Here is a 20,509-nt window from a genome sequence, read left to right as displayed (position 1 = left end):
CGGCGGAGATAACTACGATTGTACGCAATTTCGACAATCCGGACCATCAGAGATTTATAGCGGCCTGTTGGACCCACTTACAGATGATTCCGATCGACGATTCACCGATCGTCCGCGACGGCAAGTCACTGATTTTGGCGATGGACCACGGGTTAGAGCACGGTCCAGTCGACTTCGAGGACGTCCCGGAAAAGCTCGACCCGTCGACGGTGTTCGAGACGGCGACGCACGACGCCGTCACCGCGATGGCCGTCCAGAAGGGCGTCGCCGAGGGCTACTACCCCAGCTACGAGGACGACGTCAACCTCCTCCTGAAGTTAAACGGGACCTCGAACCTCTGGATGGGCGAACCCGACTCGCCGGTCAACTGTTCGGTCGACTACGCGGCCGAACTCGGCGCCGACGCCGTCGGCTTCACCGTCTACAGCGGGTCGAACCACGAGGTCGAGATGTACGAGGAGTTCCGCGACGCCCAGGAGAGCGCCCGCGAGCACGACCTGCCGATGGTCATGTGGTCCTATCCGCGCGGACAGGGACTGAAAAACGACACCAAGCCCGGCACGATCTCCTACGCGACCCGGATCGCCCTCGAGATCGGCGCCGACATCGCGAAGGTCAAGTACCCCGGCAGCCCCGAGGCGATGGAACACGCCTGTGCGGCCGCCGGCGACATGAAGGTCGTCATGAGCGGCGGCTCGAAGACCTCCGACTACGAGTTCCTCTCGACCGTCGAGGCCGCCGTCAACGCCGGCTGCAAGGGTCTCGCCGTCGGCCGCAACGTCTGGCAGCGCGAGGACCCGACCCAGCTCCTCGACGCCCTTGAGCGAGTCATCTACGAGGAGGAGACGGCCGACGCCGCACTCGAGGCGACCGAGTAGGGATGAGTGATACGGATCCGATCGACAACGTCGTCGCCACGATCGCCCGCTCAGCCTCGGAAATCCGACAGGGGTTGATCGGTCGTCGAGGGAAAGCCGACGAGACGAACCCGAGCGGGGAGGTTCAGGCCGAGGCGGACGTCTGGGCCGACGAATTGCTCGCCGACCGACTGTCGTCGATCGACGGCGTCGCCCAGTACGCGAGCGAGGAGCGATCCGAGATCATCGACGGCGGGGACGAGGCCTACTGCGTCGCCGTCGACCCGCTCGACGGCTCGTCGAACCTCAAGTCGAACAATACGATGGGGACGGTGTTCGGCATCTACGACGAGCCCCTCCCCGCACCGGGCGATGCGCTCGTCGCCGCGGGATTCGTCCTCTACGGGCCGATCACGACGATGGCCTACGCCCGCGACGGGACGGTCACGAAGTACGAACTCACCGGCGGCGGCCGAACCGTCGTCGAGGAGGACGTAACGATCTCGGACGACCCGCTCGTCTACGGCTTCGGCGGTCGAGTCCCTGACTGGCCCGACGACTTCCGCGAGTACGCCCGCGAGATCGAGTCCGATCCGAGCAACAAGCTCCGCTACGGCGGCGCGATGATCGGCGACGTCAACCAGGTGCTGACCTACGGCGGAATCTTCGCCTATCCCGCCCTCGAGGACAGCCCGCGAGGGAAGCTCCGACTCCAGTTCGAGGGGAACCCGATCGCCTACGTCGTCGAGTCGGCCGGCGGTCGCTCCTCCGACGGGAGCCAGTCGATCCTCGAGGTGGAGCCGACCGACCTCCACGACAGGGTCCCGCTGCACGTCGGCAACGCCGAGTGGATCGACCGCCTCGAGACCGTTCTCGAGTAAGCCATCCCTCGGACACTATTATTCGTTCGACTCGTCGATTTCGCCGCCGTTCAGCCGCTACGCCACGCGGCCGTGAAAGTGACGTACAGGCCGACGCCGAGTATCAACAGCAGGTAAAACGCCCACTGGGGCCACGTGGTCCCGAGAAAGACCAGCGTCAGAAACACGACCCAGCAGGTGGCGATGAGTAGATCGCCGGCGAGTCGGGCGACGGATCTCACGATCCCGGGTTGGTCGGAGCGATCGGAGCCGGTCTGAGTATCGGTTGCCATGGGTTGAGGTGGAAGTGGGTGTAGGGTCGTACCGTTGCAGTTCGGGGTAGTTAGAAGTGATAGCCGTAGTTCTCGGTGAGTCGATAGGCGCCGACGCCCCAGACGTAGCTCTGTCCCGGCCACCAGGTGCGAGCGTTGTTGAAGCCCGCGATGAGGACGTCCTCGTCGTCGCCGATGGGGTCGGCGTAGTAGCTCACCGAGCCGCTGTCGCCGTCGGTCAGATCCATCTCGCCGCCCCAGCGAATCTGGCCGTGCCGACAGAAGTTATCGGTGAAGCAGGTGACCGCGTCGATCCCCTGAATCTTGCCCGTCGTGTGTCCGGTCACCGCACCGACCTTCTCGAGTTCCTCGTCGCGGGCGATGAGGTCCGCGAGTCCGAGCCGGGTGAGTTGGCCGCGGGCGCGCGACGGCGACGGCGTGTCGATCGCGTTCGAGGGCTGAACCCGTCCTTCGGGCGTGATCGCGGCGACGTCCTCCGCCGGGTGGGCGTGTGAGACGGGACCGAGTTCGACGGAGTCGCTCCCGTCGACCGGGAGGCTGAGGTAATCGCCGTTCGTATCGGCGCCGCCGTCGAACGCGTGTTCGGCCGTCACGAAGAACTCCGATTCGCTGCTCGGGTCGTACATGACGGGGCCGAGCGTCGCGATGCTGTTCGCCGTCTCGCAGGCGACGCCGCTGGGAACGTCGTCGCTCGTGACGGAGTCGACGACTCGCGGCTCGATATTTTGGGGTCCCTGCTCGATTTCTTCGATGTCGCCGATCGTCTCGATATCGAGCGAGATCCCGTCCAACAGTCCGTCAAACGATTCCTTGAGCGAGCTCGGATCACTCGAGATACCGACGGAGACGGTGGCCGTTCCGCTGTCGTAGGATCCGGGAACGACCGCGCTTCCGAGATAGCCGGTCAACGCCGTTCGCGCGAGCAACTCGTTCAACTCGAGGGCTTTCGTGACGGATGCGTACCACTCGGCGGGGACGTATCGCGTCCGTTCCTCGAGCGACCACGGGTCGTCGGGATCGGCTCGGACGTGTGCCGTGACGATAGGAACCTCGCCGTCGTCGGCTGCGAGGAAATCGTCGACGCCGAGCGCCCCGGCGACGCCGAGTGCGTAGCCGCCGGTAACGAGGGTCCGAAGAAACTCGCGACGATCCATGCCGGCCTCGATCCGGTCGCGGATCGTGGCGATCCGGTGGACGAGATGCTCAGTGTGTGTGCCTTCCATACCGCGATTCTGGTGTCTGCAATGTCCGTTCAGTTCACGACGCCAAAGCTAATGTTCACGTACACGGGAGGGTCGATGACGGTCGAATGTAACGTGGAAATCGGCGATAGCGGTTGTGCCTGCACCTGCTACTTGTTTTGTACTGGCCGTCGCGTGGGTCGCTACACGCCAACACCGGCGCACCGAAACGTTCGTAGGTGATCACAAACCCAACCTATTATAAAACCTGCACGACTGAACGCGAGCGTTCGTGTCAGTTCCCCGTCCAGCAATACCTGTCTTCGTGCTGGTGACCACGAAGGCAGCTACTGGCGGGCACCAGGTGCCCGACGGTACGACTCACTCCCGATCGGTTCGCGTCCACGACACGCGATCCTCCTCATCCCTCGTGGCGAGTTCCGAACGATCAGTGGCGGTCGGACGCGAACCGTTTTCTCCTCTCCGCCGTACCTTTCGAGGGCTCCGTGCTCCAGTAGCTTCCTCGCTCCAGGTCGCTCGCCGGTGAGCGGCGTGCTCGGTCGGGCTCGGCCGACGAGACCGCACTCGAGTCGCCATCAACTCCGATTCTGGATCGACGAGCGATCGAGCCCGGCCGACGAAAACGGTTTTTGGTTCCCCCCACACATCGTCTATCATGCACGTTCGTATCGCGGCAGGGGCGTCTGACGAGGAAGCGGCCGCTATCGCCGCCGCACTGGCCGAACACGTCGGTGAATCCGTCGAAGTGTACGTCGGCGACGAGGACGAGCCGCTGGCGAGCCACGACGGTTCGCCCGAATCGGAGCGGTCGACCGAACGGGACGTCGATGCCGCTTCGGACGCCGACGCTCCACAGCGCGGCTCCGTCGGTGCCGACCGGCAAGACGATCTCGAGCCGACCGACCGCGAGCGACGGCTTCGCGCGGAGATCGCGGACATTCTCGAGGGCGGTCCCGAGAAGTACCGCGATCAGCTCGCGGATTCGGAGAAGCTGTTCGTCCGGGATCGCCTCGCGCTCTGGTTCGACGGCGAGAACAGCGCGTTCCAGTTCGAGGACGGCAGGTTCGCGGCGTTCGACGACTGGCACCCCGACGGAACGGGCGAGGAGACGGACGACCGACTGCCGGCCGACGGTCTCATCACCGGCGGGGCGACCTTCGAGGGCCGCGACGTTCACTTCATGGCCAACGACTACACCGTCAAGCGCGGGAGCATGGCCAAGAAGGGCGTCGAGAAGTTCCTGCGGATGCAACAGCGCGCGCTGAAGACCGGCCGGCCGGTGTTCTACCTGATGGACTCCTCCGGCGGCCGGATCGACCAGCAGACCGGCTTTTTCGCAAACCGGGAGGGAATCGGGAAGTATTACTACAATCACTCGATGCTCTCGGGACGAGTGCCGCAGGTCTGTGTCCTCTACGGCCCCTGTATCGCCGGGGCCGCGTACACGCCCGTCTTCGCCGACTTCACGATCATGGTCGAGGGGATGTCCGCGATGGCGATCGCGAGCCCGCGGATGGTCCAGATGGTCACCGGCGAGGAAATCGACCTCGAGGAGCTCGGCGGCCCGCAGATCCACGCTCGGGAGTCCGGTTCCGCCGATCTGATCGCGAAGGACGAGGAACACGCCCGCGAGCTCGTCGCCCAGCTGATCACCTACCTGCCGGACAACTCGGACGAGAAGCCGCCACAGCAGGAGCCGACCTCGCCGGCGCGGTCGCCGGAGGGGATCGACGCCGTCGTCCCGCAGTCGCCGAACAAGGGCTACGACATGACCGACGTCATCGACCGGATCGTGGATTCGGGCTCCTACTTCGAGTTACGGCCCGATTACGGCCCGGAGATCATCACTGCCTACGCTCGGATCGACGGCCGTCCCGTGGGGATCGTCGCTAACCAGCCCGCCCACCGGGCCGGAGCGATCTTCCCCGACGCCGCCGAGAAGGCCGCGGAGTTCGTCTGGAAGTCCGACGCGTTCAACATTCCGTTACTCTACCTCTGTGACACGCCCGGCTTCATGGCCGGCTCGCAGGTCGAAAAGGAGGGCATCTTGGAGCAGGGCAAGAAGATGATCTACGCGACGTCGTCGGCGACGGTGCCGAAACAGACCGTCGTCATCCGGAAGGCCTACGGCGCGGGAATCTACGCGATGGGCGGCCCCGCCTACGATCCCGAGAGCGTCATCGGACTCCCCTCGGGTGAGATCGCCATCATGGGGCCCGAGGCGGCGATCAACGCGGTCTACGCCCGCAAGCTCTCCGAGATCGACGACCCCGAGGAGCGCGAACGGATGGAACGGGAGCTCCGCGAGGAGTACCGCGAGGACATCGATATCCACCGAATGGCCAGCGAGGTCGTCATCGACGAGATCGTCCCGCCCAGCGAGTTGCGCGCGGAACTCGCCGCCCGCTTTGCGTTCTACGAGGACGTCGAGAAGTCGCTGCCGGACAAGAAACACGGAACCGTGCTCTGAGGAGGAGTCGCGTCACCGGTAGTCCTCGGTTTCTTACGCGGTTACACCCCGTTCGTGTTGTTATCTCATTGTTTTCCGCCGCCAGCAATCGCCTGCTTCGGAATTACGCTTCGTCCGGGAGATATGCGTCTCGAGTCGACGCCGGGCCGCGTTGGCCGATCGCGCAGATCGTTCGAGACCGTTGTCGCGGCGTTTGAGGGTCGTTACTGACCGAAAGCGTCGGGCTGACGCGGCCTACGCCTGACATAACAATACCCCGTTTGGTGGAAGCATGGCGTGCGAACGGCACGCTCCCGACGGTCGACGCGTCGACGCCCGGTTCGACTCCGGCGGGGAGAGTATGAGTTCCGACGCCGCACACCTACACCACCAACTTCCGGTCGATATCTCGCCGGCCGCCCTCGAGCGGTTCTTCTGGGTCCTCGTCGGTCTCTCGCTCGTCGGGGACATCGTGACGACGTTCGTCGGACTCCACCTGGGGCTGGCCGAATCGAACCCGGTCGCTCGAAGCGCGATCGACGGCTACGGACTGCTCGGCATGCTCGCGCTCAAAGGGGTCGCGATCGGGATCGGGCTGGTCTGCCGACCGATGCTGCCGACGGCCTACCGAGCGATCGTTCCCGCGGGACTCGCGATCCCGTGGACGGCTGCCGTCTGCATCAATCTCTACATGATCTCGACGACGATCTGAGGGAGCGTCGGTCGACGCACCGTACACAATCCGGCGAGGACGCTGCTACGGGTCTACCGCTGTGAGTCGGTCGAATCGTGCTCGAGCGTGACGCTCTCGGTGTCGGCGTCGGTCGACTGTGACTCGGACGGGCGAGTTCGGTTCGTCTCACCCTCCTCGAGTGCCGTCCGAATCGCTCGCAGTTCGACGAGGATCTCCTCGAGCACGTCGTCCGAGTCGACGTCGGTGTCGGAGTCCGCGTTCGATCGGTCGCGGGACGAACGAGCCGGCGAGACGCGGCTGCTGATCAGTTGCTGGATCTCCCGGGGCTCCGGAATGGAACGGAAGCTCATCTCGACGCCGGAGCCGCCGGCTGAGCTGACCTCGACCGTGCCGTAGCCGACGCGCGTTCCGATGGCGCTCTGGCTGTAGGAGGTGTTCTGAACCTTCTCGAAGTCGATCCGTTTGACGTCCCGCGAGAGAATTCCCTGTTTCGCGTAGAGGGCGCTGGTGGTCACGACGTAGTCGGTCCTGCGGATCCAGAGCACGGACCAGGCGACGAGCGGACCGATGACCAGTGCCAGCACGGCAGCGAGTGCCAGTCCGGCGGCCGCGTTGAACGGGACGACCAGCAAGGCGAGGGCCGGGAGGGCGAGCAGCGCCGCCGTCGGCGCGATCGTTCGCCGGTCCGGGCCGCCGGACCAGAGCACCGACTCGTCGTCGTCCAGCGAGAGCCACTCGAGACCGTGGCCGTCGTCGCCGTCGGGAACGACTCGTGAGTTCGCCATCGGTCACGCCTCCGCGTGCTCGCGTTTCAGCGAGAGCACGGTGCGTTCGAACTCGCAGACGAGGTCGTCGTCCTGGGTGTGGACCTCGACGCGCATGGTGACGATCCCGCGCTCGCCGTCGCTGGTCTCGCGTTTGTCCGTCACCGTCGACTGGACGCGGATCGTATCGCCGTGAAAGACGGGGCTCGGATGCTCGACGTCGTCGTAGGAGAGGTTCGCGACGATCGTCCCGTCCGTCGTCTCCGGGATCGAGATGCCGACGGCCAGCGACATCGTGTAGAGGCCGTTGACCAGTCGCTCACCGAACTGGGTGTCGCCCGCGAACTCGCCGTCCAGATGCAGCGGCTGCTGGTTCATGGTCATATCGCAGAAGCGCTGGTTATCGCTCTCGGAGATCGTCCGCCGGCGCTCGTGCTCGATCGTCTCACCCACGGTGAACTCCTCGTAGTACAGTCCGGTCATAGGTTCGGAGTCGCACAGCGCCGATAAAAGCGTGGTGCTCGCTCGAGGTGGGCCACGGTCGTCGCTACTCGAGCGGAGCACGTTCGGCGTCGCTCGAGCGATGAGTTACGTATCGAGCGGTGAGTCGTCCGATACCCTATAGTCTCGAGCGGCGGAATCACCGCTCGAGTTGATCGGATTCGCATGTCGACGACCGACCCGAGAGCGAATGCAGCAGTTCTGGTAGCGATCGGTATCTTGCTTCTCTGTGCGGTCGGTAGTGGTGTCGCGAGTATCGGTGGCGAATCCGTTGCTGTCTCGGCACCCGTCGATCACCACGCGAAATCTGTTCCCCCCTCTGAGACATCAGTACCGACATTCTCGAGTGCTGTCTTGCACGATGGTACCACCAGACTCGTCGGAAGCGTCTCCGACGAAGACGGCGATCCGATCCTTACCGCCGTCGTTCGTGTCAACGACTCCGATCGCGAGGCGACGACTAACAACATCGGCTCTTACAATCTGGAACTCGAGCCGGGAATGTACGAGGTCACCGTCTCCGCGGATCGATTCGAATCTAAAACGTGGACGCAAGAGCTTCCTGCCGGTCAGTGGACGCGACGAAACGTGGTACTCACCCGTCTACCGACGGAAGTTGAGGGTACCGTGACGAACCCCGACGACGAACCGGTGCAGGGGGCGACGGTTCGGGTCGCAGGCACCGATCGTGAGGCGACGACCGGCGAAAACGGTAGCTACGCGTTCGAGATCGATCCGGGGAGCTACTCGCTCGAGACGAGCGCGGAGGGATACAACACGCGACGCTCGAGCGTTACTGTCAGGGAGAGTCAGGTGACGACGCGAGACGTTCAGTTGTCCGACGGCGGGCGGAGCGACGGAAAAGACGAAGAGCGTGATGCGGACGCCGAGGACGAAAGCGAGGAAAACGATGGTGAGAGCAACAGCGAAGCGGACGGTGACGACGAAGACGGCAGGGACGACACCGAACACGACGAATCTGCGGACGGCGGGAGCGGAGACGGGGAGACCGCAGCGGAGTCGTCATCCGACAGCCGAGACGACGACTCGTCGCCAGCCACAAATCGCGAACAGGTTCTCACATTGCTGTTTTTCGCGGGGACGTTTCTCGCCGCGATGATCGCCGCCGCGACGGTCGGTCTCTATCGGAATCGATCCCGATAGCGGGACGATACGTGGGTGTGAACGGCCATCCTGCCTCACTTCTCCCGAAGTCTTCATTCGGGTTCAGAGAGTGCATCACTCGACCATGCCGGTCTCGTCGCCGGCGCCGCGTTGCACCCAGATCGTCTTCGCGTTCACGAACTCCCGAATGCCGTCGCGCGCGAGTTCGCGGCCGTAGCCGGAGTCCTTCACGCCGCCGAAGGGGAGTCGGGGGTCGGATTTGACGAGTTCGTTGACGAACGCGAGCCCCGATTCGAACCGTCGGGCGACCCGTTCGCCGCGCTCGAGGTCGTCCGTCCAGACGCTCGCGCCGAGACCGAACCGGGTGGCGTTGGCCTTCTCGAGTGCGGCGTCCTCGTCGGGCACGCGGAAGATCGACGCAACGGGACCGAACAGTTCCTCGTCGTCGGCCGGGGCGTCGTCGGGAACCTCGGTCAGTACCGTCGGCGGATAGAACGCGCCGTCGCGATCCATGGGCTCGCCGCCGAGTCGGCACTCGCCGCCTTTCTCGAGCGTTTCCTCGACCTGGCCGTGGAGTTCCTCCATGAGGTCTTCGCGAGCCTGCGGGCCGATATCGGTCGCCTCGTCGCTCGGGTCGCCGACGGTCTGGGCGTCCATCTCCTCGACGAAGCGCTCGAGGAACTCGTCGTAGACGTCGTCGACGACGATGAATCGCTTCGCCGCGATACAGGACTGGCCGTTGTTAATCAGGCGGGCCTGAACCGCCGTCTCGACCGTCTGCTCCATCGGCGCGTCCTCGAGGACGACGAAGGGGTCGCTGCCGCCGAGTTCGAGGACGCTCTTTTTGAGTTCGCTGCCGGCGGTTTCGGCGACCGCGCGGCCCGCGCCGTCGCTGCCGGTGAGCGTGACCCCCTGAATTCGATCGTCCGCGATCACGTCTGCGATCTCGTCGGAGCCGATGAGCAGCGAGGTGAAGGCACCTTCCGGGAATCCGGCTTCGCGGAAGATATCCTCGATCGCCTTGGCACAGCCGGGGACGTTCGAGGCGTGTTTCAGCAGGCCGACGTTACCCGCCGCGAGGTTCGGCGCGGCGAATCGGAACACCTGCCAGAACGGGAAGTTCCACGGCATGATCGCCAGAATCGGCCCCAGCGGCTGGTAGGCGACGACCGTGCGCGCGTCGGGTTCGCCGGCGACGACGTCGTCCGACAGGAACTCGGCGGCGTGTTCGGCGTAGTACTCACAGACCCATGCGCACTTCTCGACCTCGTCGCGGGCCTGCCCGATGGGTTTGCCCATCTCATCGGTCATCAGTTGGGCGTACTCCTCGGCACCGTCTCGAAGGACCTCGGCCGCCGTCGACAGCAACTGCTGGCGGTGCTCGACGGGCGTCTCGCGCCACTCCTCGAACGTCTCCATCGCGCGCTCGAGGTGGTCCTCGCGGTCCTCTGCGGATGTCTCGTCGAAGGTGTCGACTACCTCGCCGGTCGCCGGATTCTGGCTCTCGATGGACATGGAAAGTCCGACCACGAGGAGGCGCTTCAAACGCGGGGGTGGCTATGGAAGGGCGACCCAAACGGTTCGATCGACGGTCGCGAGCATCCGGCCCTCGAAAGGGTGCGTTGGCAAGCCGACGTACTTCCCCGGCCGCGGCGTAGACGAACGCACGATGACCGTCTCAGATCCAACGGCGAAACCGGCGGAATCGGCGGGCCCGGAGAGCGCCGTCGAAACCGCCCGTCGCCAACTCGAGCGAGCGGCCGCCCACCTCGACGTCGACGCAGGCATCGTCGAGCGCCTGCGACACCCGACGAGCGTCTATCGCGTGACGGTACCGTTAGAACGCGACGACGGCTCGAGAGAGATGTACACGGGGTATCGCGCCCACCACGACAGCGTCCGCGGACCGTACAAAGGTGGATTGCGCTACCACCCCGACGTCAGCGAAGAGGAGTGCGTCGGGCTGTCGATGTGGATGACCTGGAAGTGCGCCGTGATGGACATCCCCTTCGGCGGCGGCAAGGGTGGCGTCGTCGTCGATCCGAAGGAACTCAGCGCGGGCGAGAAGGAACGACTCACCCGTCGCTTCGCCGAGGAGCTCCGCCCCGTTATCGGCCCGATGCAGGACATCCCCGCTCCCGACATGGGAACCGGCCCACAGACGATGGCCTGGTTCATGGACGCCTACTCGATGCAGGAAGGCGAGACGACGCCGGGTGTGGTCACCGGCAAACCGCCCGTGATCGGCGGTTCGTACGGCCGAGAGGAAGCGCCCGGACGCAGCGTCGGCATCGTTACGCGCGAGGCGATCGACTACTACGAGTGGGATCGCGAGGAGACGACCGTCGCGGTTCAGGGGTTCGGGAGCGTCGGAGCCAACGCGGCCCGCTATCTCGACGACCTCGGTGCGTCCGTCGTCGCGGTTTCGGATGTCGATGGAGCCATCTACGATTCCGACGGCCTCGACACCAACGACGTCGAGGATCACGACGAGACGCCGGGGATGGTTTCGGGCTACGATGCGCCCGAGACGCTCACGAACGACGAACTCCTCGAGTTGGACGTCGACGTGCTCATTCCGGCGGCAATCGGGAACGTCCTGACCGCCGAGAACGCCCGCGACGTTAGTGCCGATATGATCGTGGAGGGAGCCAACGGGCCGACGACCTCGAGCGCCGACGAAATCTTCGAGGAGCGCGGCATCCACGTCATCCCGGACATCATCGCCAACGCCGGCGGGGTCACGGTTAGCTACTTCGAGTGGCTCCAGGACATCAACCGCCGGAAGTGGCGGCTCGAACGCGTCAACGAGGAACTCGAGACCGAGATGCTCCGGGCCTGGAACGCCGTTCGAAAGGAGTACGAGGCCCGAAACGTGACCTGGCGCGACGCGACGTACATCGTGGCGCTCGAGCGGATCGCGGACGCCCACGAGACGCGTGGACTCTGGCCGTAGCGAGAGCAGTGCGGATCTCGAAATCGACTCACCGGAGCAGAATCGAACATCACACCAAAACCATTGTATTTCGTCCGCCCGATATTCGAGCGATGACTCCGACTGGCCGCAACGTGCTTGATCGACGGACGGTCCTCACTTCGATCGGTGCCGGGTCGCTGTCCGCACTCGCGGGCTGTACGGGTGACGATGACGGCGGGAACGACGAGGAGTCCCACGTCGAACCCGAAGCAGTCGACGTCGACGAGAGCGCCACCTGGCTGACCGCGTCGGTAACCGACGAACTGACCGGGGACGAGTTCGCCATCGGCGAGCTCGAACGGCCGGTCGTGGTACACCGGTTCACGATCGGCTGTGCGGTCTGTCACAGTCAGCACTACGAGTTCGACGAGTTTGACGCGAGGGGAAACGCCGACGCCGAAATCGTCGATCTGACGATCGATCCGCGCGTCAGTTCGGACGACCTGCAAAGCTACGCGGCGGAGGACGGCTTCGAATGGCGATTCGGCGTCTCCTCGGAAGCGATGTCGGGGAGCCTCGTCTCCGACTTCGGCCAGGAGATGAACAGCAGCACCGCCTCGCCGATACTCGTCGTCTGTCCGACCGGCGAGACGTACCGATTCGACAAGATCGCCGACGCCGCCGAGCTCGAATCGGTGATCGACGATGTCTGCTGACCGCCCGCACGGGCATCAGCCGTCGGCGGTTCGCGTCGAATTCGCTACCGCTCCGCCTGTGGGGCGACGGCACGTTCTCCAATGACGTCGACGGCCGCCGCGCTGCTCGAGTTCTTTCTGCTCGGGCTCGCGACGCCCCTGACCGCGGCGTGCGTGATTCCGCTCTATCCGGGTTTCGTCGCCTATCTGGCGAGTACCGGCGAGCACGAGCGGGGACCGCCCGTCGCCGTGGTCGGCGCGCTCGTCGTCGCGGGCGTGATCGCGTTCATGATGGCCGTCGGACTGCTCTGGACCGCGGTCTTCGGCACGAGCGTCACGAACGCGGTCGATCGCGTTTCGCCGATCGCGTTCGGGGTACTGGCCGTCGTCGGAACGGTGCTCCTCGTCGCGCCGAGCGCGTTCTCCCGGCTGCCAACGATCGAACCGCCCCACTCTCGGTATCCGACGCTGTCCGCGTTCGGGTACGGCTTCTTCTTCGGTGCGATCGTCGTCCCCTGCAATCCCGGACTGATCGCGTTGTTTTTCAGCCGCTCGACGGTCGCGTTCCCCGCGTTCGACTCCCACCTCGAGGTCATGCTCGGTTTTCTCGCTTTCGGTCTGGGGATCGGCGCGCCGCTGCTGGCGTTCGCGCTCCTCTCGCAACCGTACAGCCGTCGCGTAACCCGAACGCTCGCCCGATACGGGACGCCGATCAACCGCGTCGTCGGACTCGTGCTCGTCGCCGTGTCGCTGTACTACCTGCTGTTCGTCTTTCGCGTCGTTCCGGGTTTCAGCTGACTCGAGCCGATAGTTGGCGTCTCACGTCGCGGTAGCCGATAACCGACTCACCGTCGTCTGAGTGGTGCGTCCTCTCACTGCGGCGAGTCTCGACGGATCCTCTTGCTGCAGGCGTTCTCATTGCTGTCGGGCTACTGCGGGTGCTCTCGCTGCGGTCGGACTGCTGGCCGATCCATGCTCTCCGATGATCGCTGTACTCGAGCGGCAGCGGTTTCGGTCCCCCACCCCTCGTTCAGAGTGAAAGCGCGGTCGTGGGTGGGATGGGTCGTCCGGTCGGAATCGCTCGGAGCTAACTCAGGTAAACGAGGAGAGGTCGGCGTCGTGTGCTCTCGACGAACTCTCGGTACCGGAAAGCCGGCCGTACGTCGGCAACTCCTCGAGCGAGGAATCCCGTCGCACGGCCTTTACGATGTGTTTCGGATCGGTGACGAGCCGGTGGAGGAGATAACTACCCTGGGAACGGCCCCCGCCGGTCTTCTCGGACTCGATGACGCCGAGAAAGGCCTGTTCCTTGAGCTGTCGGTACAGCCCGTTCTCGGTGATCGGATCCGTGGCGACCAGTTCGCAGATGCCAGCGTAGCGCTCGTAAACCTCCCGCGTCTTGTACGTCTCCCGGTCGCCGGTGATGATGCGACTCGCCAGCGCGTAGAGGGCGAGTTTCGCGTGGACCGTCGCGCCGCTCGTGAGTTCCTCGATCCGGTTGATCTCGGCGACCTCCTGGGCCTGCTGGATGTGGTCCTCCGAGACCGTCTCCGAGCCGGTTCGGCGCGCGAGTTCGCCGGCTTCCTTGAGGATCTCGATCGCCTTCCGTGCGTCACCGTGTTTCTTGGCTGCGAGTGCCGCACAGAGTTCGATCGTTCCGTCCTCTAAGACCTCCGGCTGGAACGCGTCCTCGCGGTTGCGCATGATCTCCCTGAGTTGGGAGGCGTCGTAGGGGTGGAAGAACAGTTCGCGGTGGCCGAAACTGCTGTCGATGCGCTCGTCGAGCGTCTCCCGATACTTGACCTTGTTACTGATGCCGATGACGCCGATGTAGGCGTCCGTCTTCTGGGCCTCTCGAGCGCGCGAGAGCTGCATGAGGATGTTGCTGTTGTCCAGTTTGTCGATCTCGTCTAAGATGACGATGATCGCGTCGAAACACGACTCGAGAATCTGCCAGATGTGCTGGTAGTATTCCATCGTACCGACGCCGCGGACCGGAATCCCTTCCTGATACTCGGTCTGCTCTTTCAAACTGAGCGCCAGCTGGCGCGTCGCACGCGTCTCCGTGTTCGCTTCGGAACAATCGACGTAGAGAACGCCGCAGTCGATCTCGTTCGTTCGAGCGGCGTCCTGTGCTCGCGTCGCGACGTGTCGGGAGATGAGACTCTTTCCGGTGCCGGTCTTGCCGTAGATCATCACGTTGTTCGGCGGATCGCCGCGCGTGATCGCACCGACTTCGGCCGCGACGGATTCGATCTCGTCGTCCCGACCGACGATACGGTCTTCGTCGGGAACGTGACCGACGTGGAGGAGTTCCTTCCGATTGAAGATGGGATCGTGAGAGTGGAAGAGCGGGTCCCCAGCCTGATCAGCCATACCTCGGTCGTCGAAGACGGACATAATAAATCTATGGAAGGTAGTTCAGACTGATAGGCGGCAGGTAGCTGTATTGGTACGCGTTAATTCGGCCGATATCGATCGAGGTAGCTAGACCCCGGGTTCAGACTGAAGCAGTCTCGAGACCGACTCGGACGTCGACCAGACCATCGGCGCTCGCCGCCGACCGTGATCACGACCCCCACACCCCCCGTTCAGAGTGAAAATCGCGTGCAGGTGTGGGTGAGAGGAGTCACAACGGAGCGGAGATGCAATGGAAAGATGGACTGCAGACCAGTCGACCAACGACGGCATAGACTGTAGTAGCCACTGAAAGTCAGTGCACACCCGATCGCAGGACGGAAACGCGGTTCGAGTGACGCGAGAACCGCGGACGAGCGAATAGTGCGGGACCACAGGTCCCGCATACCGCGCGAACGAGCCGGAGGCCCGTGAGCAGACGGGGAGGGACGACCCGTGAGCTATGCGATCGGTGCGTAAACAGTTCCAGCGATCGGTGCGTAAACAGTTCCAGTTGTTACTATAGACGTACCAGAGGGAGTTAAAGTCAGTTAGAGTTAATTAGAGTTAATGGATGAGAACCCATCTTCTGGACCTCGCGGTCCGCGATCTCCACTTCTTCTCTCTTCTATTGGGATCCATCTAGCTAGTATAGTAGTATTATATTTTATGATAGTAGAAAGAATCACCTATTAGTGAACGTTTATTTCGATCTTGGAGGTTGCGTCGTTCCCAGAAATAACTCGTCTCATCGCCACCGCTGCAGTGTCCGCGCGGACTGGCCACAGTCGCCCCACCCCAGTCGTTACCCGTTTCACTCTGAACTGGGTGTGGGGGTCTTACCCGACCCGGCACATCGGTTACTCGAATACGATTCTCGAGAGACTTACCTCGGGTCGCACCCCCCGTTCAGAGTGAAAGGATCCGGAATCGAGAGAATAGACCGACGTCACGGCCCTAATGTCTCGGTCTTTCCGTTCGGAACCGTTCGCCACCGCTCAACGCACCACGTGGATAGAGACGAAACGAGCCGTCGAATCGTCCCCATTTCACTCTGAACGACGGGTCTCTCCCTGATACGTGCGACGGCGCGCTCGAACCGGCGACCGGACACGGGCACCCGCTCGAGTCGGTACCTGCTCAGGTCGTTACACTCTGAACGAGGGGTGTCCGTCGACGAACGTTCTCGGATCGACGACGGTGACATAACACGTGCCAGTGACACGACACGCGCCGGTAACACGAACAGGCGCTGGTGACACGGTTTCCCCTATTTGCGACTCGATGGCTCGTTTATCGGCGAGGCGGGATGCATCTGGGACCAGACGGTGCCGATCGACCAAAAGTGATCGTCTGACCACTATACTAGGACACATCGAGTCCCTGGGTGAACGGGGTACTGTGCACCATGATAGATATTCGCTACGCTTATCCTCCCCTCCGAAAAAGAGGCTAATATGACCGAGGGCGCGAATCCATTCGAAAGCCTCCAGTCACAGATCGACGAGGCCGCAACCCACCTCGAGGTCGGTGACGACGTCATCGAGCGGCTCAAACATCCCGAGCGCGTGCTCGAGACCAATCTCACGGTCGAACTCGACGACGGCTCGCTCGAGCGGTTCAAAGCCTTTCGCTCGCAGTTCAACGGCGACCGCGGGCCCTACAAGGGCGGCATTCGGTACCACCCGCAGGTCTCCCGCGACGAGGTGAAGGCGCTGTCCGGCTGGATGGTGTACAAGTGTGCAACCGCGGGAATCCCCTACGGCGGCGGAAAGGGCGGAATCATCATCGATCCCGACGAGTACTCGGAGGCGGAACTCGAGCGCGTCACCCGCGCGTTCGCGACGGAACTGCGTCCCATGATCGGCGAGGACCGCGACATCCCCGCGCCCGACGTGAACACGGGTCAGCGGGAGATGAACTGGATCAAAGACACGTACGAGACCTTAGAGAACACCACTGAGCCGGGCGTCATCACGGGCAAGAACATCGCCAGCGGCGGCAGCGAGGGCCGCGTCGAGGCGACCGGCCGATCGACGGTGATCGCCGCCCGGGAGGCGTTCGACCACCTCGACAAAGACCTCGAGGGGGCGACCGTCGCCGTTCAGGGCTACGGTAACGCCGGCTGGATCGCCGCGAAATTGATCGACCGCATGGGTGCGACCGTCGTCGCGGTCAGCGACTCGAGCGGCGGCATCTACAACGGCTCCGGGCTCGATCCGGTCGCGGCCAAAGACCACAAGAACGAGACCGGCAGCGTCGTCGGCTACGAGGAGAGCGAGGAGGAACTGACGAACGACGAGGTCCTCACGCTGGACGTCGATCTGTTGATCCCAGCCGCCCTCGAGAACGCCATCGACGCCGGCCTCGCCGAAGACGTGCGAGCTGACGTCATCTCCGAGGCAGCGAACGGGCCGTTAACGCCCGAAGCAGACGCGATCCTCGAGGGTAAAGACGTCTTCGTCATTCCCGACATCCTCGCCAACGCCGGCGGGGTGACGGTCAGTTACTTCGAGTGGGTCCAGAACCGCCAGCGCTTCTACTGGACCGAACAGCGGGTCAACGAGGAACTCGAGGAGATTATCGTCGACGCCTTCGAGGCCCTCGTCGCGACGCTCGAGGAGTACGACCTCGAGAATCCCCGTACCGCCGCGTACGTCGTGGCGATTCGGCGGGTCGCGGACTCGTTCGAGGAAGCCGGGACGTTCCCGTAAACTGCCTCGGCTTGAATTGAACGCCAAATCCGTCCGTGCATGTTTGCTTGTGCTCTGATACGTCGCGTCGCGACTCGGTATCTTTTTGCCCGTCGCTGGCCACCGACCCACAGAGCGAATGGTACGCGAACGGCTCGCCGACTATCGTGATCGTGTTCGCGGCCAACTCCTCGCAGCGTTCCGCGAGGAACACACCCCACATCAAGTCGCAGCGAGCTTCGCGATCGGCATTTTCATCACGGCGATGCCGACCGGGGGGCTCGGAATCGGGCTATTTTTCGTCTTCATCTCGATCTGGTCGTGGATCAGCAAACCTGCGATATTCGCCTCCGTCGCCGTGCTCAACCCGTTCGTGAAACCGCTGGTATATCTCGGGAGTTTTCACGTCGGCGCGCTCTTGCTCGGTTCGGAGTCCGTCGGCTCGCTCGACGGAACGGCCACCGAATCGGCGTGGGTCGCGATCAAGCAGTTACTCGTCGGAAACCTCATCATCGCGGTCGCGCTCTCGTCGATCGGGTATCTCACTCTCTTACACCTGACGCGGGCCCACCGCCGACGATCAAGACGGCGAACGGAACCGTCGCTGTTATCGGTCCTGATCGGGTTCTTCCGACGGGAATAGACAGCCGAACGCACCGCTTTCGATTCGTTTCTGCCGCAGACTCTCGTCCTCGCTGGCGACTCACGTCGGCCCCGACGACTCGCCTCGACCGACGGGAACTGTTACCGTTCTAACTGACGTTCTCCATTCCAACAAACTCATATGAACTGACTATTGATTGGGAGGAAATGAAACGACGAACCGTACTTGGCGGACTGTCCATCGCGGGACTGACGAGCCTTGCAGGTTGTCTCGGTCTGGTCGGCATGGACGAACACGAGTCGTCGCCGGTCGGCGTCGAAGCGAGCGTTCGCGACGAGACGGGCTACGCGCAGACCGACATCGACGACATCGTCGTCGAGGAGGAAGTCGGCGCCAGTATCGCCACGGAGACGATCTCCGTCACGAACTACATGACCGAACACGAGAAGTCGGTGAGCATCGGGCCGCTTGACGGTCAGCGTGCGGCCGTCTTCATCGTCCTCACGACGCCACAGATCAGTATCGCCGGGCGAAACGTCAATCCGGTCGAAGACATGTCCGCCCAGGAGATCATCGAGTTAGTCGAGGACAACTACGACGATATCGGCGACATCTCTCACGACGAGGACGGCGAGATCACGATCCTCGGCGGGGAAACGACTCGATCGCGGTTCGACGCGGACGCAACGTTCGACGGCCACGACCTTCCGGTCGACCTCCACGTCAGCGAGGCCGTCCCGACCGACGACGACGACCTGCTCGTGACTATCGGCGTCTATCCGCAGGATCTCCGCATGCAAGAAGAGTCGAACGTCCTCGAACTCATGGAGGGCGTGACCGCCGATATCGACACGAACGACGACGGAAGCGACGAGACGGACGATGACGGATCCGAAGACGATGCGAACGGTAACGATGGCGACGACGGTGGGAACGGCGAGGACGACGGTGATGAGAGCGAGGACGACGACGGGATCCTCGGCACCCTCGAGTAGTCGCCGATTCGACACTCGCCGCACCACTGATTCTCGGTTCGTCGCTCAGACGAGACCGGACCCGTACGCGACGCTGACCAGTCCCGTGGCGACGAGCACGGCGCCGGCCCCTTTCGTGACCCGAACTCGGTCCGCGTTCTCGAGGTCTGCCCGATCGTCGTCGGCAAGCGGGGCCATCCCCTGTCGGTGCTGGGCGGCGACGATGGCGGGTGCGTACCGGATGCCGGCCAGGCCGAGTGCGACGAGACTGAGTCCGAGGAGCGTGTAACTCACGGTGTCCTCTGGGAAGTTACAGTCCCAGCTCGCGACCGATCACGAGGTGCTGGATCTCGCTCGTGCCCTCACCGATCTCCATCAGCTTCGCGTCCCGGTAGAACCGCTGGGGGGCGAAGTCGGTGGTGTAGCCGTAGCCGCCGAGCACCTGGACGGCGTCCTCGGCGACCTCGCGGGCGGCCTCGCTGGCGTCGAGCTTCGCGAGGGCCGACTCGCGAGTGACCGGCTCGCCCTTGTCGTAGGTGCGAGCGGCCCGACGGGTGAGCAGTCGCGCCCGCTCGGTCTTGCGGTGCATGTCGACGACCTTGTCGCGGATGGCGTCGAACTTCGAGATCGGCTGGCCGAACTGCTCGCGCTCCTTGCTGTAGGTTTTCGCGTGCTCGTAGGCCCCCTGTGCTAACCCCGTCGAGAGTGCGGCGATCGAGATGCGGCCGCCGTCGAGCGTCTTCTTCGTTTGGTTCCAGCCCTCGCCTTCCTCGCCGAGAAGCCGGTCTTCGGGGAGTCGGACGTCCTCGAGGCGAATCTCACAGGTCGGCGAGGCGTTCAGTCCCATCTTCTCCCAGATCGTGCTCACCTCGAAGCCGTCGTCCTCGCGGGGATCAACGATAAACGTCGAGATGCCGTCGTAGCCCGCGTCGGGGTCCGTGACGGCCTTAACGAGAACCGAGCCGGCCTCGGAGGCGTTGGTGATGAACTGCTTAGTGCCGTTTAATACCCATTCCTCGCCCTCTTTTTCCGCTACGGTGTCCATATCCGACGCATCGGAGCCGCTCTCGGGTTCGGTCAGCGCCCAGCCGCCGAGGTACTCGCCTTCGGCGAGCGGACGGAGCCAGCGTTCCTTCTGGGCGTCGGTGCCGAACTGCTCGATCGGTTTCGACGCGAGCGACGTGTGCGCGACGTAGGAGAGCCCGATCGAGCCGGAGACCCGACCGAGTTCCTCGGCGACCAGCGCGTACATGAGCGTGTCGCCACCGAGACCGCCGTACGTCTCGTCAATCGGGACGCCCATCATGTCCAGTTCGGCGAGTTGCTCGAAGATCTCCGCGGGGAATCGATGTTCGTCTTCGATCTCCTGAGCGATCGGTTCGATTTCCGCGTCACAGAAGTCCCTAACAGTCTCCCGGACCATCCGGTGCTCGTCGGGTAGCTCGGTGTCCATACGCAATACTTGCCGAGGGACGGAATAAACG

Annotated in this window: 19 protein-coding genes; 11 read left to right on the top strand and 8 right to left on the bottom strand. The window is 63.7% G+C overall.

Translation table 11 applies throughout. The features are described from left to right. Positions 1-83 precede the first annotated feature (83 nt). Together ACSFC5_RS13015 and ACSFC5_RS13010 are read left to right on the top strand one after the other, a co-directional pair. A complete protein-coding gene (locus ACSFC5_RS13015) occupies positions 84-878 on the top strand; it encodes a class I fructose-bisphosphate aldolase (RefSeq protein WP_440765679.1) in 795 nt (264 codons plus the stop codon). A 2-nt stretch (positions 879-880) separates the two neighbouring features. Then, positions 881-1,738, top strand: a complete 858-nt coding sequence (locus ACSFC5_RS13010) for a class 1 fructose-bisphosphatase (protein WP_440765678.1) — start codon at positions 881-883, stop codon at positions 1,736-1,738. A gap of 50 nt (positions 1,739-1,788) precedes the next feature. On the opposite strand, the gene ACSFC5_RS13005 is transcribed toward ACSFC5_RS13010, so the two are convergent. Next, complete coding sequence (locus ACSFC5_RS13005; RefSeq protein ID WP_440765677.1) at positions 1,789-2,010, bottom strand: DUF8119 family protein; 222 nt, start codon at positions 2,008-2,010, stop codon at positions 1,789-1,791. A 50-nt stretch (positions 2,011-2,060) separates the two neighbouring features. Continuing rightward, positions 2,061-3,233 carry a hypothetical protein gene (locus tag ACSFC5_RS13000; protein ID WP_440765676.1) on the bottom strand — a complete coding sequence of 391 codons (1,173 nt, stop codon included), beginning with the start codon at positions 3,231-3,233 and terminating at the stop codon, positions 2,061-2,063. 634 nt (positions 3,234-3,867) lie between these two features. On the opposite strand from ACSFC5_RS13000, the gene ACSFC5_RS12995 reads away from it, so the two are divergent. Continuing rightward, the gene (locus tag ACSFC5_RS12995; protein WP_440765675.1) at positions 3,868-5,682 is read left to right on the top strand and encodes an acyl-CoA carboxylase subunit beta; all 1,815 of its coding nucleotides are present in this window, start codon (positions 3,868-3,870) and stop codon (positions 5,680-5,682) included. Between the two features lie 340 nt (positions 5,683-6,022). Continuing rightward, on the top strand, positions 6,023-6,373 hold the full coding sequence (locus tag ACSFC5_RS12990; RefSeq protein ID WP_440765674.1) for a DUF5658 family protein: 351 nt from the start codon (positions 6,023-6,025) through the stop codon (positions 6,371-6,373). A 53-nt stretch (positions 6,374-6,426) separates the two neighbouring features. Here ACSFC5_RS12990 and ACSFC5_RS12985 read toward each other — a convergent pair whose 3' ends face one another. Next, the gene (locus tag ACSFC5_RS12985; RefSeq protein ID WP_440765673.1) at positions 6,427-7,140 is read right to left on the bottom strand and encodes a PH domain-containing protein; all 714 of its coding nucleotides are present in this window, start codon (positions 7,138-7,140) and stop codon (positions 6,427-6,429) included. A gap of 3 nt (positions 7,141-7,143) precedes the next feature. Next, entirely contained in the window at positions 7,144-7,602 is a 459-nt protein-coding gene (locus ACSFC5_RS12980; protein WP_440765672.1) for a MaoC family dehydratase, read from the bottom strand. A gap of 372 nt (positions 7,603-7,974) precedes the next feature. On the opposite strand from ACSFC5_RS12980, the gene ACSFC5_RS12975 reads away from it, so the two are divergent. Further along, a complete protein-coding gene (locus ACSFC5_RS12975; protein WP_440765671.1) occupies positions 7,975-8,784 on the top strand; it encodes a carboxypeptidase-like regulatory domain-containing protein in 810 nt (269 codons plus the stop codon). A 75-nt stretch (positions 8,785-8,859) separates the two neighbouring features. On the opposite strand, the gene ACSFC5_RS12970 is transcribed toward ACSFC5_RS12975, so the two are convergent. Beyond that, complete coding sequence (locus ACSFC5_RS12970; protein ID WP_440765670.1) at positions 8,860-10,260, bottom strand: NAD-dependent succinate-semialdehyde dehydrogenase; 1,401 nt, start codon at positions 10,258-10,260, stop codon at positions 8,860-8,862. Positions 10,261-10,414: 154 nt separating this feature from the next. Here ACSFC5_RS12970 and gdhB point away from each other — a divergent pair, with 154 nt between their 5' ends. From gdhB to ACSFC5_RS12955, 3 genes are all read left to right on the top strand, one after another. Then, entirely contained in the window at positions 10,415-11,701 is a 1,287-nt protein-coding gene (gdhB, locus tag ACSFC5_RS12965; protein WP_440765669.1) for a glutamate dehydrogenase GdhB, read from the top strand. Between the two features lie 92 nt (positions 11,702-11,793). Next, entirely contained in the window at positions 11,794-12,378 is a 585-nt protein-coding gene (locus tag ACSFC5_RS12960) for a TlpA family protein disulfide reductase (RefSeq protein WP_440765668.1), read from the top strand. Positions 12,379-12,459: 81 nt separating this feature from the next. Next, positions 12,460-13,155: a cytochrome C biogenesis protein gene (locus ACSFC5_RS12955; protein WP_440765667.1), complete on the top strand. Its 696-nt coding sequence runs from the start codon at positions 12,460-12,462 to the stop codon at positions 13,153-13,155. A 294-nt stretch (positions 13,156-13,449) separates the two neighbouring features. Here ACSFC5_RS12955 and ACSFC5_RS12950 read toward each other — a convergent pair whose 3' ends face one another. Next, a complete protein-coding gene (locus ACSFC5_RS12950) occupies positions 13,450-14,733 on the bottom strand; it encodes a Cdc6/Cdc18 family protein (protein ID WP_440765666.1) in 1,284 nt (427 codons plus the stop codon). Between the two features lie 1,478 nt (positions 14,734-16,211). Here ACSFC5_RS12950 and ACSFC5_RS12945 point away from each other — a divergent pair. The 3 genes from ACSFC5_RS12945 to ACSFC5_RS12935 all read left to right on the top strand — a co-directional run bounded on the left by ACSFC5_RS12945 (position 16,212) and on the right by ACSFC5_RS12935 (position 19,046). Next, positions 16,212-17,468, top strand: a complete 1,257-nt coding sequence (locus tag ACSFC5_RS12945) for a Glu/Leu/Phe/Val family dehydrogenase (protein ID WP_440765665.1) — start codon at positions 16,212-16,214, stop codon at positions 17,466-17,468. A 118-nt stretch (positions 17,469-17,586) separates the two neighbouring features. After that, positions 17,587-18,090: a DUF2062 domain-containing protein gene (locus tag ACSFC5_RS12940; protein WP_440765664.1), complete on the top strand. Its 504-nt coding sequence runs from the start codon at positions 17,587-17,589 to the stop codon at positions 18,088-18,090. A 167-nt stretch (positions 18,091-18,257) separates the two neighbouring features. Further along, positions 18,258-19,046, top strand: coding sequence for a DUF6517 family protein (locus ACSFC5_RS12935; RefSeq protein WP_440765663.1), 789 nt, complete (start codon positions 18,258-18,260; stop codon positions 19,044-19,046). 45 nt (positions 19,047-19,091) lie between these two features. Here the strand turns inward: ACSFC5_RS12935 and ACSFC5_RS12930 are convergent, their stop codons facing one another. Together ACSFC5_RS12930 and ACSFC5_RS12925 are read right to left on the bottom strand one after the other, a co-directional pair. After that, the gene (locus ACSFC5_RS12930) at positions 19,092-19,319 is read right to left on the bottom strand and encodes a hypothetical protein (RefSeq protein ID WP_440765662.1); all 228 of its coding nucleotides are present in this window, start codon (positions 19,317-19,319) and stop codon (positions 19,092-19,094) included. Positions 19,320-19,335: 16 nt separating this feature from the next. Then, positions 19,336-20,478, bottom strand: coding sequence for an acyl-CoA dehydrogenase family protein (locus tag ACSFC5_RS12925; protein WP_440765661.1), 1,143 nt, complete (start codon positions 20,476-20,478; stop codon positions 19,336-19,338). Positions 20,479-20,509: the final 31 nt, after the last annotated feature.

The organism is Natronorubrum marinum (assembly GCF_052040125.1).
Classification (GTDB): domain Archaea; phylum Halobacteriota; class Halobacteria; order Halobacteriales; family Natrialbaceae; genus Natronorubrum.
Note: the sequence above shows the minus strand (reverse complement) of the source record. Positions and strands in the feature narration are given on the sequence as shown.